At 58.0% G+C, this 15,836-nt stretch carries 13 protein-coding genes and 8 pseudogenes; 11 read left to right on the forward strand and 10 right to left on the reverse strand.

The window, feature by feature from the left end; all coding sequences use genetic code 11:
• Window positions 1–207: 207 nt before the first annotated feature.
• The gene (gene stc4, locus FB009_RS31515) at window positions 208–1,269 is read right to left on the reverse strand and encodes a stachydrine N-demethylase reductase subunit Stc4 (protein ID WP_026183697.1); all 1,062 of its coding nucleotides are present in this window, start codon (window positions 1,267–1,269) and stop codon (window positions 208–210) included.
• Between the two features lie 4 nt (window positions 1,270–1,273).
• Window positions 1,274–2,512, reverse strand: a complete 1,239-nt coding sequence (locus FB009_RS31520) for an aromatic ring-hydroxylating oxygenase subunit alpha (RefSeq protein ID WP_024312674.1) — start codon at window positions 2,510–2,512, stop codon at window positions 1,274–1,276.
• A gap of 147 nt (window positions 2,513–2,659) precedes the next feature.
• Here FB009_RS31520 and FB009_RS31525 point away from each other — a divergent pair, with 147 nt between their 5' ends.
• Window positions 2,660–3,538 (forward strand): LysR substrate-binding domain-containing protein, encoded by an 879-nt coding sequence (locus FB009_RS31525; RefSeq protein ID WP_011970765.1) that lies wholly within the window; start codon window positions 2,660–2,662, stop codon window positions 3,536–3,538.
• 4 nt (window positions 3,539–3,542) lie between these two features.
• Window positions 3,543–3,749: pseudogene (locus FB009_RS33540) on the forward strand (transposase family protein); the annotation flags it as partial.
• Window positions 3,750–3,984: 235 nt separating this feature from the next.
• On the opposite strand, the gene FB009_RS31535 reads toward FB009_RS33540, so the two are convergent.
• Window positions 3,985–4,275 carry a hypothetical protein gene (locus FB009_RS31535; protein WP_011970766.1) on the reverse strand — a complete coding sequence of 97 codons (291 nt, stop codon included), beginning with the start codon at window positions 4,273–4,275 and terminating at the stop codon, window positions 3,985–3,987.
• Window positions 4,276–5,349: 1,074 nt separating this feature from the next.
• A pseudogene (locus FB009_RS33545) lies at window positions 5,350–5,562 on the reverse strand (NYN domain-containing protein); the annotation flags it as partial.
• Between the two features lie 658 nt (window positions 5,563–6,220).
• Between FB009_RS33545 and FB009_RS31545 the strand changes: the two are divergent.
• From FB009_RS31545 to FB009_RS33550, 4 genes and pseudogenes are all read left to right on the forward strand, one after another.
• A complete protein-coding gene (locus FB009_RS31545) occupies window positions 6,221–7,279 on the forward strand; it encodes a thiamine pyrophosphate-dependent enzyme (protein WP_234838124.1) in 1,059 nt (352 codons plus the stop codon).
• A gap of 226 nt (window positions 7,280–7,505) precedes the next feature.
• Entirely contained in the window at window positions 7,506–7,700 is a 195-nt protein-coding gene (locus tag FB009_RS31555; protein WP_024325697.1) for a hypothetical protein, read from the forward strand.
• Window positions 7,701–7,706: 6 nt separating this feature from the next.
• Window positions 7,707–7,906, forward strand: a pseudogene (locus tag FB009_RS34040) (hypothetical protein); the annotation flags it as partial.
• A gap of 734 nt (window positions 7,907–8,640) precedes the next feature.
• The gene (locus tag FB009_RS33550) at window positions 8,641–8,781 is read left to right on the forward strand and encodes a hypothetical protein (RefSeq protein WP_231234291.1); all 141 of its coding nucleotides are present in this window, start codon (window positions 8,641–8,643) and stop codon (window positions 8,779–8,781) included.
• Between the two features lie 165 nt (window positions 8,782–8,946).
• On the opposite strand, the gene FB009_RS33735 is transcribed toward FB009_RS33550, so the two are convergent.
• On the reverse strand, window positions 8,947–9,075 hold the full coding sequence (locus FB009_RS33735; protein ID WP_018210677.1) for a hypothetical protein: 129 nt from the start codon (window positions 9,073–9,075) through the stop codon (window positions 8,947–8,949).
• Between the two features lie 101 nt (window positions 9,076–9,176).
• Here FB009_RS33735 and FB009_RS31565 point away from each other — a divergent pair, with 101 nt between their 5' ends.
• Window positions 9,177–9,902, forward strand: a complete 726-nt coding sequence (locus FB009_RS31565; RefSeq protein ID WP_011970812.1) for a class I SAM-dependent DNA methyltransferase — start codon at window positions 9,177–9,179, stop codon at window positions 9,900–9,902.
• Window positions 9,903–9,988: 86 nt separating this feature from the next.
• Here FB009_RS31565 and FB009_RS31570 read toward each other — a convergent pair.
• From FB009_RS31570 to FB009_RS31580, 3 genes and pseudogenes are all read right to left on the reverse strand, one after another.
• Window positions 9,989–10,332: pseudogene (locus tag FB009_RS31570) on the reverse strand (cytochrome P450); the annotation flags it as partial.
• Between the two features lie 14 nt (window positions 10,333–10,346).
• Window positions 10,347–10,470: pseudogene (locus FB009_RS31575) on the reverse strand (transposase); the annotation flags it as partial.
• 68 nt (window positions 10,471–10,538) lie between these two features.
• Complete coding sequence (locus FB009_RS31580; protein WP_011970813.1) at window positions 10,539–10,994, reverse strand: MucR family transcriptional regulator; 456 nt, start codon at window positions 10,992–10,994, stop codon at window positions 10,539–10,541.
• 311 nt (window positions 10,995–11,305) lie between these two features.
• On the opposite strand from FB009_RS31580, the gene FB009_RS31585 reads away from it, so the two are divergent.
• Together FB009_RS31585 and FB009_RS31595 are read left to right on the forward strand one after the other, a co-directional pair.
• The gene (locus tag FB009_RS31585) at window positions 11,306–11,551 is read left to right on the forward strand and encodes a hypothetical protein (protein WP_127578835.1); all 246 of its coding nucleotides are present in this window, start codon (window positions 11,306–11,308) and stop codon (window positions 11,549–11,551) included.
• Window positions 11,552–11,999: 448 nt separating this feature from the next.
• The gene (locus tag FB009_RS31595) at window positions 12,000–13,418 is read left to right on the forward strand and encodes an alanine/glycine:cation symporter family protein (RefSeq protein ID WP_145162690.1); all 1,419 of its coding nucleotides are present in this window, start codon (window positions 12,000–12,002) and stop codon (window positions 13,416–13,418) included.
• 583 nt (window positions 13,419–14,001) lie between these two features.
• Here the strand turns inward: FB009_RS31595 and FB009_RS31605 are convergent.
• Window positions 14,002–14,567 (reverse strand): annotated as a pseudogene (locus tag FB009_RS31605) (NUDIX hydrolase).
• Between the two features lie 469 nt (window positions 14,568–15,036).
• On the opposite strand from FB009_RS31605, the gene FB009_RS31615 reads away from it, so the two are divergent.
• Both FB009_RS31615 and FB009_RS33555 read left to right on the forward strand, forming a co-directional pair.
• Entirely contained in the window at window positions 15,037–15,240 is a 204-nt protein-coding gene (locus FB009_RS31615) for a cold-shock protein (protein ID WP_011970815.1), read from the forward strand.
• Window positions 15,241–15,456: 216 nt separating this feature from the next.
• Window positions 15,457–15,686: pseudogene (locus tag FB009_RS33555) on the forward strand (hypothetical protein).
• On the opposite strand, the pseudogene FB009_RS33035 reads toward FB009_RS33555, so the two are convergent.
• Window positions 15,598–15,836 (reverse strand): annotated as a pseudogene (locus tag FB009_RS33035) (hypothetical protein); the annotation flags it as partial. The pseudogenes FB009_RS33555 and FB009_RS33035 overlap by 89 nt on opposite strands.

A 15,836-nucleotide genomic window follows, 5' to 3' on the forward strand; every position in this document is an offset into this window, starting at 1 on the left:
GGCCGTTCTGTCGACCTGAGACCTCCCGCACTTCCCTGCGTATTTGAGCCGCCACTGGCAGCCCTCTTCAAGATGATGTCTTATGGTATGCCATAATACTATCCTGTCAAGCGGCTCTTCGCTGTGGGAGCCTCACCTCACCACTTCCCGACAATCTTATAAGGTGTTGTGTCGAGTGTGGCGCAACTCATGGCCCCGATTCAGGAGCTATGCCTCGACGCTTACGCGTCCCAACGGCTTTGAGCAGCAGGCGAGGATATAGCCGTCCTCGACATCCTCATCTGTGATGCCGCCATTGTGCACCATGTGGACCTGGCCTTCTGTCTTGCGCACCTTGCAGGTGCCGCAGATTCCCATTGCACAGCCAGAGGGGATCACCAATCCCACCGCCTTGGCAGCAGCCAGAATGGAATCCGTTTCTTTGCATTTGGCCGTTATGCCGGAGAGGGCGAAGGCGATCTCAGCTTGGTTCTGCTCATCCGGCACTACATCCTCAGGGACGTCCTCGGCATGCGCGGGCTCTGCAGTGAAGCTCTCCTGATGGTAGCGATCCATGTCAAAGCCGAGGCCAGCAAGCGCCTCACGGACCGCCCGCATGAAGGGTTCTGCGCCGCAGCAGAACACCTCCCGTTCGAGATAATCCTGCGCAATCAGGCCGAGCATGATCTGATTGAAGATGCCCCGGTAGCCGGTCCAGGGCCGGAACGGGTCTGGCTCTTCGACGACCCATTTGAGGTCGATGCCGACGATGCGCGACGCCATGAGTTCGATCCTGTCGCGCAGAATGATCTCGGAGGGACGGCGCGCGCAATTGATGAAGACAATGTCCGGCTCGCGTCCGGAATCGTAGAGCCAGGTGGTCATCGCCACCATCGGGGTGATGCCCGAGCCGGCCGAGATGAACAGGTATTTATCAGCCGGGTGATGCACGATCGAGAATTTTCCCGCAGGCCCGCTAGCCCTGATGCGCATGCCCTTATGCAGATTGTCCAGCATCCAGCGTGTGCCGGTGGACCCGTCCTGCGCTTTGACCGTGATCGTCAGTGCGGTTGGCCGCGAGGGTGCAGAAGAGATGGTATAGGTGCGATAGAGCGGTCCGCCCGGCGCGGGCAGTTCCAGGGTGACGAACTGCCCCGGATCATGGTTGAACAGCGCCCCGGAAGGACTTTGAAAGCTGAAGGTCACCACATTGGGAGCTTCCGGCGTGCGCGTGACGCATTCAAGCGGCTCGGCATCACTCCAGAAACTGAGCTGCTTGAACTGGGTCATCTGCTCACTCCGCAGCCACTTGACGCGGCGCAAGGGCGCGCTCCAGCCAGGCCGCATACCAGTCGACGAACTGCATGACGCCGCTTTCCTGACCCGGTGAATAGGGACCGGGCACGTAAGCCGGAGAGAGGATCCCTTGCTGGTTCGTTTCGACGATCTCGCGATCTTCGTCATTGGTGGCGATCCAGACCTCCGTCAGGCGCTTGAGGTCGTAGTCGGCTCCTTCGACCGCATCCTTGTGTACGAGCCAGGTCGTCGTGACCTCGGTTTCGGTCGGGCTGATCGGCATAACCCTGAAGGTGAGTGAGTGATCCGGCAGGAAGTGGTTCCACGTCGACGGATAGTGGAACATCAGGAGCGTGCCGGCATCCGGCGGGGCAACCCGGCCCAGATGCCGGGAAACCGCGGCCTTGCCGTCCATCGTATAGCTCAACGCCTTTTCCTGCAGCGGCATACGTGCGAGGCGATACTGACCGTCGCCAGCAAGGACGAATTGCGCCGGTGTGCCGGCGGCTTCGCAAAGGTCGAAATGCGCCTGCAGCTTCTCAGATACTCCGCCATCGGCCTGAACACCGGCAACTTCCGGGTCGAGTGGGAAGGAGCGGCAGAGAGCCGGATGGTTGCTGCTGCAATGATAGCACTCGCGGTTGTTCTCCCAGACCAGCTTCCAGTTGCCTTTCTCGATGATCGTAGAGGTGAACGCGACCTTGGCATCCTTGAGGTCGTGAACCTCCAGATAGGGGCGCGCCAGCTGTGCGAATGTTTGGAAATCCGGCGGCGTATCGGAAAGACAGATATAGATGAGGCCGTCGAGACTGCGCAGGTTGACGGGTTTCAGGCCGTATTTCGAAGCATGGAAATCGGGACCCATGTCGTTCGCCCAGATCAGTTTACCGTCAAGCTCATAGGTCCATTGGTGGTAGGGACAGACAAGCTTCGCCACCTGCCCCTGGCGCGCCTTGCAGATCAACGATCCGCGGTGGCGACAGGAATTGTGAAAGGCACGGACTTCACCGTCACGGCCACGGACGATGACGACCTCATAAGCGCCTACGCGCAGCGTGACATAGCTACCCGTCTTGGCGAGCTGGCAGGCCGGAACGGCATAGAGCCATTCCATGTAGAAAATGTGCTCCAGGTCGAGCGCGTAGACCTCGGGCGAGACGTAGAAGGGCTGCTCCAGGCTGAAGCCCGATAGACGGCGATCGAGCAGCTGACGAATCGAGGTCGGGTTAGCTGTCATTGGCAAATTCCCGCGAGATGGTTCAATTCAGATCAATCATTCTTGCAAACCGGACCGCCTGGCAATAGCATTAAATTTCACCTTGGATTATCTGAAATAATCTCAAAGTCTGCACACTCCTGCGGGAGAACATATAACGGGACCCTTATGCCACGCCCCTATGAATTCTCTTCGATGACCGCCCTCGTCTGCTTCGAGGCGGCGGCGCGAAATGCGAGCTTCAAGAAAGCCGCTCAAGAGATGAATGTCACGCCAGCGGCCATCAGCCACCAGATCAAGGCACTGGAGATGGACCTCAAATGCAGCCTGTTCCTGCGCCACCACCGCGGTGTCGAACTGACCGAGAAGGGAGCGCTCCTCTTCGTGGTCATTCAACGCGGCTTCGAGACGATCTCGGAAACTCTTACCCAGATCCGCGAGCGGCCGGAAACCGTCGACGTGACCATCGGCGCGACCACGGCGTTCAGTTCACTATGGCTGACACCCAAGATTTCGGCCTTTTGGAAGATCCATCCCTCCATCACCGTCTCACAGGTCGTCAGCGATGTGCCTGGAATGACCAGCCGTTGCGATCTGACTATCCATTACAGCAACCCGCAGGAGAACGGCGTAGAATACCGGAAACTCTTTCAGGACCACATTGTGGCGCTGGGAACGACACGATTTGCCGCCGAGCACCGCATTGCCCGGCTCGAGGATCTGCTCAAAGCACCCTTGATCCATTCCAGCAGCAACGAGACCGGTTGGACGGCCTGGGACGATTGGTTTGCCGTACTCGGATGTCCCGCCCCGAAGGGCCGCAGTTTTTACGTCAACAATTACATGATCGCACTTCAGGCGGCTCAAGACGATGTCGGGGCGGTACTTGGGTGGGACGGGCTCGTCGGGAGCCTTATCGAAGAAGGGCGTCTGGTGAAACTCGTGCAAGAAAGCATCCCCTCACCCGTCGGTTTTCATCTGAGGATCCATTCGCGCGCAACGGCAAAGGCGCGGCTGTTCGCCGACTGGCTAGTCAAAGCCATCTAAGGTGCTCGGCATTTGCCCTGATTGCGGACGGCGGACCCGAAATCGGCATGGTTGGTCCAACGGAAGCCTTCAAGATCTGCCGAACAGGGCACGGCCGTGACGGTGAAGCTTCGGCTGAGCCGGGTGCGCACATCAGAACTGTGAGCGGCAAACGTTCACCGACCGATTGCCGACGATTGCCGCCCCTTATGTGTGCCGGACAAGGCGCTTGGTACGCCCGCGCCTCGGGCAAAAACGGACGCTCACCTTCGTCTTTATGTCTGTCTGGACAAGTTTTGCGCCCTCAGACGCCAGCATTCTTGCTGAGGCGTCGCCGAACCCCAGAGCTGCCCGGTTACCAAAGCGCTTTTAACCTTCACTCGATTCATATGTTCCTCCGCCACACCCGTCTCTGGCCAATGTCAGAAGTCGGCGAGACAACCGGGCGGCGCAAGAACTGTGACTGACTAAAAATGGGACCGAGCGAGCGGTCCGATGTACTCGGTTCTGAATCCATCCAAACGCGCCTTGCGGATGAAGGCATTCGCCCCGACAAGATCTGTCTCGAAAACCCGAGCGTCTTGGCCGCCTCGAGCGAAATTTGCTTCAAACCAGTGGCTCGCGCGTTCGGAGAGCAGGCTGATTCGCCAGCTCCGGGCCTCCTTCCTCTCGACCCGAAAGTCCGCATCGGCAGAGGTTGACTCCAGTTCCACCGTATTTCCCTCGGCGGGCGCAAAAGCTTGATATGCGTGGGTCATGTCACGCTCCTCCTGTTCTAACAGTGTTGGTCAGGCGTTCCTTTGCCCGAAGGGGCTCGCAGGAGCGGCGACTCGTGCTTCTTCGAGTATCTCAAAGGCGCGCCTCTACCATGGCGATCTCGTCTCCGGTTGCAATCGCGGCGAGCATACCTAAGACCGCCTCGTGGAGTTGAACCTCCAGAGGTTTAGGTATCGAAAGCAAAGCCGTTTGGTTCCAGCCGATCTGACCCAGGGCATTAATGTTCTTGTACCAGTCCATAGCGAGTTATAGCGATCATGTGCGCGGTCCGACGCAGTTGCGCACAAACGGTGAGTTCTGGACGCCACTTTTTGTTCTGCCGGAAGAAAGGATCCTGGGTGAAGAAGTCAGGTTTCCCGCGTGCTTGGGCAGTTTGTTCATTCTGCCAAAGAGCGGATTGGCCCGGCAGCTTGAGGGAGACCCGCGGTCTATCCAGCAGCTCCCCAAGATCATTGTCGCTAAGGAAGTTTTGTTACGGACACGAATTCCAAAGCAGCCGAAGTCATTTGCCAATCTCCTTAGCCGACAAGAGCGAGCCCTTAACGTCAACTCACGGGCGAGCCTTGCATTTAAATACACTACCAGAGCGCCACTTGGATGCCAACCATAAATAGTACCATCAATACTATGTGGATCACAGATAGTACCCCTGACGATCTACTGAGTTCTGAGCAGCCACGGAACAGAAGACCCCGAGGCGACGCGACTTACACGGTCCAGTCGGCCCGAAGCGGTGGTTTTGGCCAAGTCTAAGAACGCATAGAGCCTCGAGAGGCTTCAGGTCACGACGAGCTGACGTGCCGGCTCCCCAGCAATCACCTTGAGGTTGGCGATCAGGTCTGGGGCGCAAACCCGAAACTCCGCGCGGCGCCAGGGTAAATTGGCATCGCGATAAGCTTTGCAGACGAAAATAGCGATTGCGATTCGCGAATACTCGAGAGTCGGTGAACATCTCATGCGTTGTTGACCAGCTTGGCCAAAGCATCCTCGAACGAGCGCGGCGGAACTCAGGACAGGAAGGCGCTAGCAAACTATTCTCATTATGCTTCCGGCGCCTAAACTCCGGCATCGACCGCGGCTTCATCGGATAGCGGCCGTACGCGGCATATGTTCTGTCGGGTGGCGTCAAGCTCACTGCGCGAAGTGATCAGATCGATGAAGTGATCCGCCTGCCGTCGAAAGTTGTCAGAGATCAACGGCGGCTGCGTGAACATGGTCGAGACGACAGACACCTTTCGACCTTTTCGCTGCAAGGCTCCGACGAGCGTCCAAGCCGTGCTGCATTTGCCGACGGCCGCAGATTGTTCGCGCGCGCATCGACACAGGGTGCCGACTGTCACGACGACACGCCGCCATAACGGCGTAGGCGTCTCTCATTGATCAGACCCATTTGCCCATTCTTGGCCCCGATGCCGAGCCGTCGCATGAAGCACTCGCCAGGACCGCCGCCTGCACCATGACCCAGTAGCGAGAATCTCCGTCTTGCTCGCAGCCACCGCGCAGAACCTCAGAAGGTTGGCAAAGCTCAGGCCTGTGCGTGAATGCCCACGCGAGGGCAGCAATAAATTTGCGAAGCTCTACAACGCCGCCCAAAGCTCCGACGCGCTCAAACTCGAAGTCTTTTCAAAGATATCCGCCCAGGAACCGTGGTTGAAATCGAACCGGCCGTGCGAGTGCCGGCGCGAATCCCCAAAAAACTCATGGTTGTGCAAGAGCCACGAAGGGTTGTAGTTTGCCCATATTATTCGATCAGTGCTTACCTAATGCTCTGAGTGGTCGACGTAGGTCGAAAAGATCCAACTTTTGACGATAGCAGAAGGCCCGAGCCGTCGCCTAGCGGCCGTCGCGGGCTGCTGCCATAGACGCCGGTGCCTCTCGATGAGAGGCACAGGTTCGGCAAGTCTCAACCGATTTTGGAGTCAGCCAATGACAGTTGCATTTCGCAGTAAGCCAGTGACAGTTGAGGACCCGGCATATAGAGGTCTGGCTATCGGCACTTATGCGCCTGCAGTCACACCGGCGCCTGCCTTCGCGCAGACCGACCTGAAAATTCCCTATGTGACCGAGCTTTTGAGCAAGGCCATCCTGCCGGACGACGATGCACAATTTGCCGGGGTGTTTGATGGCAAATCGTCATCCCCCTACGTCCAGTCTTTGGTCGAAAGCTCCGATTTCGTATTGGCCCTAGGCGTCTGGTTGACGGACATCAATGATTTGGGCTGGCCCATCGATCTCGATAAAACAGCCTTCGCTTCCTGGAATACACTGAAATATGGCACAAGTTTCATCGCACAGGTTTCGCTCGCGGACCGCGTGGACGGCTTGATTGATAAAAGGGTAACGTGCAAAGACCGAATTCTTCCAGCGAATACCGTCCAGCAAGCGCCCGTCATGAATCCGGCAGACGAACTTACGTATCAGGTCTTCTACGATTTCATCCAGAGCCAGGTCGACGAAGATACCATCGTCGGCGCCGACGCGAGCTTAAATTATTTCGGGAGCATGCTTCTCAAAGTGGGTGCTCGCCGCGGTTTCATCGTTCAATCATCCTATTCGGCGATCGGCTATATTGGGCCGGCCGCGACAGGGTTATCTCTGGCGAAGCAAGATGGCCAGAGACTGATGGTCTTATCGGGTGATGGCGGGTTTCGGATGACCGTTCAATGCCTGTCGACACAAACCCGTTTCAATCTCAATCCGATCATCTTCGTGACAGACAACGGTGTCTATGGCGTGGAGCAATGGCTTGCCGATGCACCGGTTTTCCATGGTAGCAAACCGTTCTATAATTCATGCATCCTGCACCGATGGAATTACAGCAAGTTGGCAGAAGTCTTTGGCTGCCAAGGATGGAAGGTGCACACCTATGGCGAACTGGTGGCAGCTATAAATGGCGCCAAAGACAACCTAAACAGTCCGTTCATCATCCAGGTTGTCGTGCCACAGCGGTCGATCCCAGACAATGCGAACTGGAAAGCAAACTAAAGTGGCCGATGGCCGAGCCGTGCTCTAGAATTTCTGCGGCAGAGACACACTGCTCAAGCCTAGGAGGTCACGTCTCGATGACCTCGCTGGGAAGCTTGGTGATCTAGAGACGCATGAAAGCCGGCAAGTTCCCGCCGAACCAGCTCAGCGAGGCATGCGTCTCATGGAGAAAATCCGACATCGGAAAGTGGATGTGCGAGTCACCTAGGGCATGGAGCGTGAGAAAATGACCAATTGGCAGGATCTAACGGAAGAAGACGCCATCGAGGCAGCCGTCGCGGAGCACGGGAAGGACCCCACGGCATCGGTCGCATACTGCGCGCTTGGTGCATACGATGGAAACAGCGACGGCGAGGAGTACCGCTTCTGGTTTGGTCTTTTCCTGAAGCTTGCAAAGGGCAAGCGCGTCGGCTGGGCATAAGGGCCGATGAGCCATACGACCGCATTCATTGCCGAGCTGATCAGAGCGGTGAACGAGGCGAAAGGCTTACGCCGTACGAGATCAGTCGGCTTTTGGATCACTCGGTTGGCACAATCCGTGATATGCGCCGATAGACTGGCGTCGCTGCAGCCACCGCCAGGGCCGCGGGCACGGCACTCGCACGGCGCGAACTGGTCGATGCAGCAACTAGGAAGACAGCAGCCGTGCGATGCGGCGACGCTGCTGATGGGGCTCGGTTCGCGGCATGGACTCCAGCAAACCTGTGCCCTTTGTCGAGGGCGCCTGACTACCAAGGAGCCGGTACGATTGTGCTCATGCCGTCATCCGGCAAATCACAAGCGGGGCCCGTTGTTCGGCGCCAGCTTCTCGGCTCGCGTATCACCGTCCGCTTTGCGGCGGCCTGCTCCTGCGCCGGTTTAACTCGTGTTTGGCTCACTCCAACGACCTGGCACGACTCTTGAGTGCCTTACTAGCGAGAAGCGCAAGCTGCCGACGGCCATTCACATCACCTAAAACAGAAATGGTTCAAACACCGAGGAGACATCGAGATTCCAGGGGAAAGGACGGCATGTAGTTATGATGATCGGGGCGGGATCGGCCGGATGATACAGCCGCCATCTGGGTTGCCGGCGTCAACCCCAAACAGCTCTCCTTCGTGAGCCGGGCCGGCGGCCAGATCATCATCACGACAGATGTGGAGAACTTCCAGGTCTCGCTGAATCAATCGAAAGACCTTTACTGATGGAGCAGATGCGCACGGACATCGCCGAGGCAACCCTCATCGCAATGGGAGCCCAGGCTCGCTGGCTTGACCTTCCCTCGGAAATGACATGCAAAGGATTTGGCGTGCCTTCTTGCGCCACCTGTGATCGCTTTTTCTACCCGAAGCAAGGTCGTTGTCGGTGGCGCCAGCACAGCAGTGCAGGAGGCGCTCCATCTGTCGAATCTTGCCTCCAAGGTCACGGTCTTTCATCCATCGACATCGCTTCCGAGCAGAGTCGATCCTGCGGGACAGCCTCTTGGCTCAAAGCTAAGGTTAGAGTCATCTGGAACCGAGTGATCGACGAAGTTCTCAGGAGAGCGCGAGCCGCCGGAATCAGTGACCGCCGTTCGGATCCGAAACTTGCATACAAGCTAAGTGAAGGAGCTGCCCACACGCGGCTTCGTCTTGTCACGATCCAGCAACCGCGAGGTTTCGCAGTCACGTACAGGTGGGCCGATCCGGCTACATCAACGCCGATACCTGGCCGACGATGACAACCTCGGCAGGGTCCTCGCAGCCAGCGATGTTATCGACCCCGTGTTCCGTCAGGCGATCAGCGCCGCGAGCCGCCCTGGAAGCCGGGGACTTCATGACTGAGCATCCGCCTTCGCCTGTCTCGCAGGGAAATTGCTCTGAACTTGATCTCCGTGCCGGCAATACGATCCAGATCGTTCTAAGGAAGGTTAATTCAAGTGGACAATCGACACAGAGCGGGCGGCTACGACAGCATCCGAATTAATCGCGACGGCCAGGCAGAAGCCTTCGATGCCATTGGCGCTCACTATGATGAAGCCTTTCCAAACAAACAGGGTCAAGTCTCAGCGGGCGATTGGCTGATCAGGTCCTTGCCGACCGGGGCTCGGGTTCTGGATCTGGGCTGCGGTACCGGCGTGCCAACTGCGCGCCAGCTCGTGGTCTCCGGTTTCGAGGTCGTGGGGATCGATCTGTCAGTCGGAATGGTGAAACTCGCCCGGGAGTGTGTCCCCGGCGCGACATTCCACCAGATGGACATTGCCGACTTGCGACCAGGTGGACCGCGGGAACTCGGCCAGTTCGACGCTGTCGCGGCCTTCTTCTCGCTGCTAATGCTGCCCCGTGCGGAGATTCCCCTCGCACTGCTGACGATTCGCAATCTGCTGGTCCCTGGTGGCCTGTTCGCCCTATCCATGGTGGAGGCCGATGTCGACGATTTCTCAATCCCCTTCCTCGGAAACAACATCCGAGTCTCCGGCTATCTGCGGGAGGATCTGCGGGCGATCATCGCTGAGGCTGGCTTCCAAATAGTGGAGGAGACCTCCTACAGCTATGCCACGGCTGTCGGTGTGCCGCCGGAAGAACAGATCTTCCTATGCTGTCGTATGGGCTTTTCGCGCAGCGGATCGATGAGCATCTCCAGCGTCGGAAAGTCGGCGATGTAGCGGGCGATCACCACCGCGTCGAGGCGGTTGCTCTTGGCAAGCCCGTCAAGCGCAAGTAAGCAACAAGCCGAGGCCGTGCTGGGCGTGCGCAACTTCAGTTCTTTTCGCGCCACGGCCAGGCAGCGCGGGAAAGCGCTGGAAAATCGAACCGAACGCCACCTTGAGTTCCAGCCCGGCCGGCTCCACGCCGATGCAGTAGTACGGGCCGTGGGAGAACGCCAGGTGCGGCTTTTCCTCGCGTCCGAGTCGAAGATTTCCGGGTCGTCGAAATGGCGCGGATCGAACGAGTCGCCGGCAGTCCAACAAGCACCTTGCTCTCCGCGGGAATATGCATGCCCGCGATGGTCACGTCGGTCTTTGGATAGCGCATGATGCCGTCCCAGCCGGCGCCCGGCGGGTACATGCGCAGGATATCCTCCACCGCCGTGTCACCGGAGATGTGTTCCAGGCATAGAAGGTCGCTTCCGACATGCCATGCTTGCGACAAAGCTCCGCCGTCTTTGCCCCCTGCCTCCTGCTCACGCAGGATCGAAATGATTTGCTCTTCCGTAAACTTCGATCGCTTCATCGTCCGGTCCTTCAAAGTGGGCCGAACTCTAGCATCAGATGGAGGAGTTATCTGGGGTCACAGCAGTGTCAGCCGAAATCAGCCGAACTCCAGGCCGACGCTTGGGAGAGCTTTGCCGCCGATTTCTTTCCCAGGCCGGTCGCGCGTGCGAGCTCGGATCGCTTCCTGGCATAGTTCGGAGCTACCATCGGGTAGTCGGCCGGGAGCTTCCACTTTTCTCGATACTGCTCCGGCGTGAGTGCGTATTTTGCCATCAAGTGTCGCTTCAGAGATTTGAAACTCTTGCCGTCCTCAAGGCAGACGATGAAGTCATCTGTGACAGACTTCTTGATCGGCACGGCGGGGCGTTGCTCCTCGACTGTGGCCGCAGTTTTCGCGGGTTCAGAAGTCTTGCCCAGCGAGCCGTAGGTTTGCTGAATAAGATGGGGGAGTTCGCTGGGAGCAATGACATTGCGGCTCAAATAAGCGGACACGATGCGGCTGGTGAGCTCAAGCCTTAGTTCGTTTGAGCGCGATTCCGTCAATGATCTTCTCCACAAGCTGTTACAAATTGAGATCGAGGATGCAACCTGCAGATATTTCGGTCGGAAGGAAGGCAGTGTACGAGAAAGGCAAGACTTATCGACAGGGTTCTGCCGGGAACCGTCAGGAATTCTGTGCGTGAGGCCGCTCTCGTCATTGACTGACGAATCTCTCGCCGAAGACAGCGGCGAACTGGGTCTTGGCCTCGAACCATTCGCGCGGCGGTCGGCAAGTCTGACGCCACACGAAGGGGATCCGAGGGGAAGAAGCTCAGGCTCAAGACGAAGGCGCTGAACGAAAGACGCGGTCACCGATGGAGCGCGTCTCCATCAGATCCGTAGCGATCTCCTGTTTTCTGTTCGCTGCCCCATCATTCGCCGCCGCAGACAAGGCTCTGTGCTCTTTTGACGATGGCAGCTTAGTGGTTTTCGGCGATATCGGCGTTGCCAAAATTAAGGCGCAGGAATTTTTCTGTGTCGGCGACCAATTCCGCAAGGATTTTGCCGGGGCCACGTTCAAGGCAATGTCGGTCTCCTTCGGGCCAAAGGGCACGTTTTGACGTGGCCGCGTAGCCGCTATCTTCATCAGAAGACCAGCGCCGCGCTCTTGCCAGTCTGACAGATGCTGACACGACAGCCCTGGAAAATACGGTCGAGTCGATCGAAACCGTTCGTTTGGCGTAAGCGTGGTGACCGCTTGGACTATGCTGGTGTGCATAGTGTCCGCCACGATTAAGTGGACACTAAGCGGCATCCGATCTCGGAGAAGCGCACCGAAGCGCAATCGACCTTCGGCCTGCGGAGGCAGCTTAGTGATACCGGAGGATGTATTTATGCGAAGTTCCCAGGATATCTCACTGATCATGTTCTGCTGGATCTTGAAACGCCAGACCTTGACCTGCGCCAAGTTCGCGCCGTAATGCCGCACGGTGCGTCGCATCAATCGAAACGGGAATTTGACCCGGGCGCAATTTCCATAATCGACGGCATTCGAGGAGCGAGGACCGCATGGATACGATCATAGGCTTTCTGAACACCATCCTCTGGGGCTATGTGCTCATCTATGGTTTGCTAGCCGTCGGCCTTTTTTTTACAATTCGCCTCGGCCTTCCTCAGATCATCCACTTCGGCGAAATGTTCCGAGTGCTAAGCAGCCGCGGATCCAAGGACCCCTCCGGCATCAGCCCCTTTCAGGCCTTGATGGTCAGCCTCGCCTCGCGGGTCGGCACAGGCAATCTGGCCGGCGTCGCTGTCGCGCTCTACCTGGGCGGACCGGGCGCGACCTTCTGGATGTGGATGGTAGCACTCGTCGGCATGGCGACGGCTTATGCGGAAAGTGCGCTGGCGCAGCTCTACAAGGTGCGCAATGAAGATGGCCAATATCGTGGCGGCCCGGCCTTCTACATCGCTCACGGGCTCAATGCCCCTTGGGCGGCGGCAATCTTCTCCGTCTGCCTCATCATCTCCTTTGGTCTCGTTTTCAATGCCGTTCAGGCAAACTCCATCGCTGATGCAGTCCAAGGAGCCTTCGGCGTTCCGAAGCTAATAGTCGGTTTCGGGCTCGCGGTGCTGTCCGGCGTCGTTATCTTTGGGGGCATCCGACAGATTGCCCGTGTTGCTGAAATCATCGTGCCCTTCATGGCGGTCGCGTATCTGCTCATGGCGGTTTATGTGCTGATCGCCAACGCGGCGCTGGTGCCTCACGTTCTCTGGACGATAGTTTCGAGCGCCTTCGGCCTGCAGGAAGCAGGCGGTGGCGTCACAGGTGGAATTGCAGCGGCGATGCTAAACGGCGTCAAGCGCGGTCTTTTCTCCAACGAGGCCGGCATGGGTTCGGCTCCAAACATTGCGGCCGTTGCCACTCCTGTGCCGCATCATCCTTCCTCGCAGGGCTTCGTTCAGTCTCTCGGTGTCTTCATCGACACGATTCTGATCTGCACGGCGACATCGGTGATGATCCTGCTTTCGGGAACGCTTGACCCCGGTTCCAACATCACCGGAACGCAGCTCACGCAAGCCGCAATGAATGTCCACATTGGCGCCGCCGGAACCTATTTCATCGCAATCGCGATATTCTTCTTCGCGTTCACTTCAATAATCGGCAACTACTCCTACGCTGAAAACGCGTTGACTTTTCTTGGTGCCGGCAATCGCCTGGGTCTGACGATCATGCGCTGCGCCACGCTAGTAATGGTGGTCTGGGGCGCCTACGAGAGCATTGCTACCGTTTTCGACGCAGCCGATGCCTCGATGGGCCTGATGGCGACGATCAATCTCATCGCAATCCTGCTCCTCTCAGGCACCATCGCGAAATTGACGAAGGACTATTTTAAGCAGCGGAAGCAGGGTCTCGCACCGGTTTTCCACGCTGCGGATTACCCGGAGCTGCAAGGCAAGATCGACCACGGGATCTGGTCACGCGTCTGATGCGGACGGTGCCAGCCGGCGGCACATGTCCCGGCGCTGAGCACGCGGCAGGTGCAAAGCTTTCGCGAACCGCATGCATCCGCTATCGCGCGCTTAGGCGGCGCGCTCGGCCTCTCTGACGAGCAGATCAAGGCCATGACGGCGGCACCCGCTTTAACGGCTTTGTCAACGGTCAAGCTTGGTATCTACCGCCATTCGGCGACTGCGATTGCAGATCTGAGCACGCGGTCCGCACTGCCAGCGCTCAGAGAGATCTGATTCATCCAAGTAAGAAAGCTTGCCGTCCAGCGTAGGACCCGGTCGCCTAAACCGGGCGGCTGGCGCGCTTGCGGCGCATACCAGCGACGGGCCTAAGATTGCCGTCCGACCCGTCCGACAGCAGCATTTCACAACGATCGCACCCGTTCCCGACCGGGAGGCCCTCTGTAACTTAGTCGGGCGCTTTGTAAAATGGTATTCGAACGAAACGGATGAGCGGCGCTAAATTCCGAACCACCGGGCCACGTGACCTCGAGCGCGTGACGCCTTGCCGGTAAACGATAGCAAGGAGCTTTGCGGAAGCAGATTTCTAGTGGCGGGAAATCTATCGAAGCGGTTCTTTGAGCATGCGCATCAGCAATCCTTTCAGTTCCGGCTCCTGCACACGCCTGGCGGCCTCGACGGGAGACAGCCACGCCACCTCCCTCGCTCCCCGTTCCGGGAACTCGAGGTGCAGTTCGTCTCCCTTCAGGCTGAACACCTCAACGACCGATGGCGTTGTTTGTCCGCCGCTGAGAGTTTTTAGATACGTGAAATAGCCCAGAGCTCGCTTCTTCGCTTTTCCGGCTACGCCAGCCTCCTCCCACGCTTCTCTTTATGCCGCCTGATGTGGCTTCAGGTTCTTAATGGGCCAACCTTTCGGAATCGTCCACCGCCCGGAATCGCGGGTTGTGATCAACAAGACTTCAACGGCGCCCGTTTCGTTGGTCCGGTAACAGATTGCTCCGATCTGATGGGCGGCACCACCTTTCATCAGTGAGCTAGCATGGGGCGCAAGTCTCGCGAGGTAGCTAGGGCGCACCGTGATCAAAGAAACGACCTTGCCATAGAACCGATTCTAGAACCCCCACACAAAACGTCGCGTCGAAGTTCACGCTGCAGAAGTTTCATGAGTTCTCCGTCGTTGCGTCCGAGCAATGGATCAGAACGAGGGCCACAAGTCGAGCCTGGAGGCCAGCCGCCGCCACCTACGGGGCCCGGCGTCCACGCAGTCAGTGTAGAAACGCAGCTGCCAGGAAAGCGGAAGCCGTGCTTGCAAACACGATGATCGCGCATCCGCGCAGTATCTTCCGCCGGCGCGTTTGCTTGCCGGTCCAATCGTAGCCCATCAGCGCCTCCGAACGGCATCATGCCGCTGCTCGGATGTTCTGGCCAAATATCCCTAACAAAAGGAAAACTTCACGCCGATACCATTTGGAGCCATTGAAGCACGTCGGCCTCCTGCCATCCGAATGGGAACAGGCATTCGAACAAAATACCTGGCGCAAAATCATCGTAGGATTTGCTCGCCTTGAGACCTCTTGCCGCCCCGGGCATTGACCGGTATTGCGAGGGATGCTCAGCAACCGACGAGGACAAGATGGCAACTGGCACCGTAAAATTCTTCGCCCAAGACAAGGGCTTTGGCTTCATTACCCCTGACAGTGGCGGCCCAGACGTATTCGTTCACATCTCGGCGCTCGGTTTTGCCGGTTCTCTTCAGGATGGCCAGAAGGTCAGCTACGAGCTGGGACAAGACCGCAAGACCGGCAAGTCGAAAGCCGAGAACGTCAGTGCTCTTTGAAGCAGTGTCGCCTCGGCCCGTCTTGCGGCAATGTACATCTGCCGCAAGACGGGCAACTAACATCGTAGCTCAAAACGAAAAACACGGGATCCCCGCTTCCGTGATTGCATACCGGTCCGGTGTCGCGCCAAATTTCTAGCAAAAGAAATTTCGTGAGCAAATCGATGGCGGAACAACGACTACCGACATGGCGTTGCTCGACCGCATCCCAACCGGATCGGTCTCACCAGGCCGAGTGATGAACACGGCGCCAAGCCCCATTTCGAGACCGGCCCCTATGTCCACTACTGTGAGCACCGGGGCTGCATCAGAGCTTCGGCTTCGCGGTCGGTCAGTCGGAGCCGAATTGGTTCTGCTTTAAGCATCGGCCCGATTGGCGTACCTGCTGCCGGAGACCGGCATTTCAGAGCACGAGCTGCTGCAGGTGCTCATCGCCCCCTCGATGACAGATAGGCGAAGGAGGCGCTGGGCGACGACTGCAAGCGCCGTGACCTGGTGAAGATGATGGCGACGGAGATGGCAGCCCAACGCCTCGAGAGCGCCCCAGCCGGCCTCAGTTTTCGAACCATCCGAGGACAAAATCGAGAACTGGTTGA

The organism is Sinorhizobium medicae, assembly GCF_007827695.1.
Lineage (GTDB): Bacteria > Pseudomonadota > Alphaproteobacteria > Rhizobiales > Rhizobiaceae > Sinorhizobium > Sinorhizobium medicae.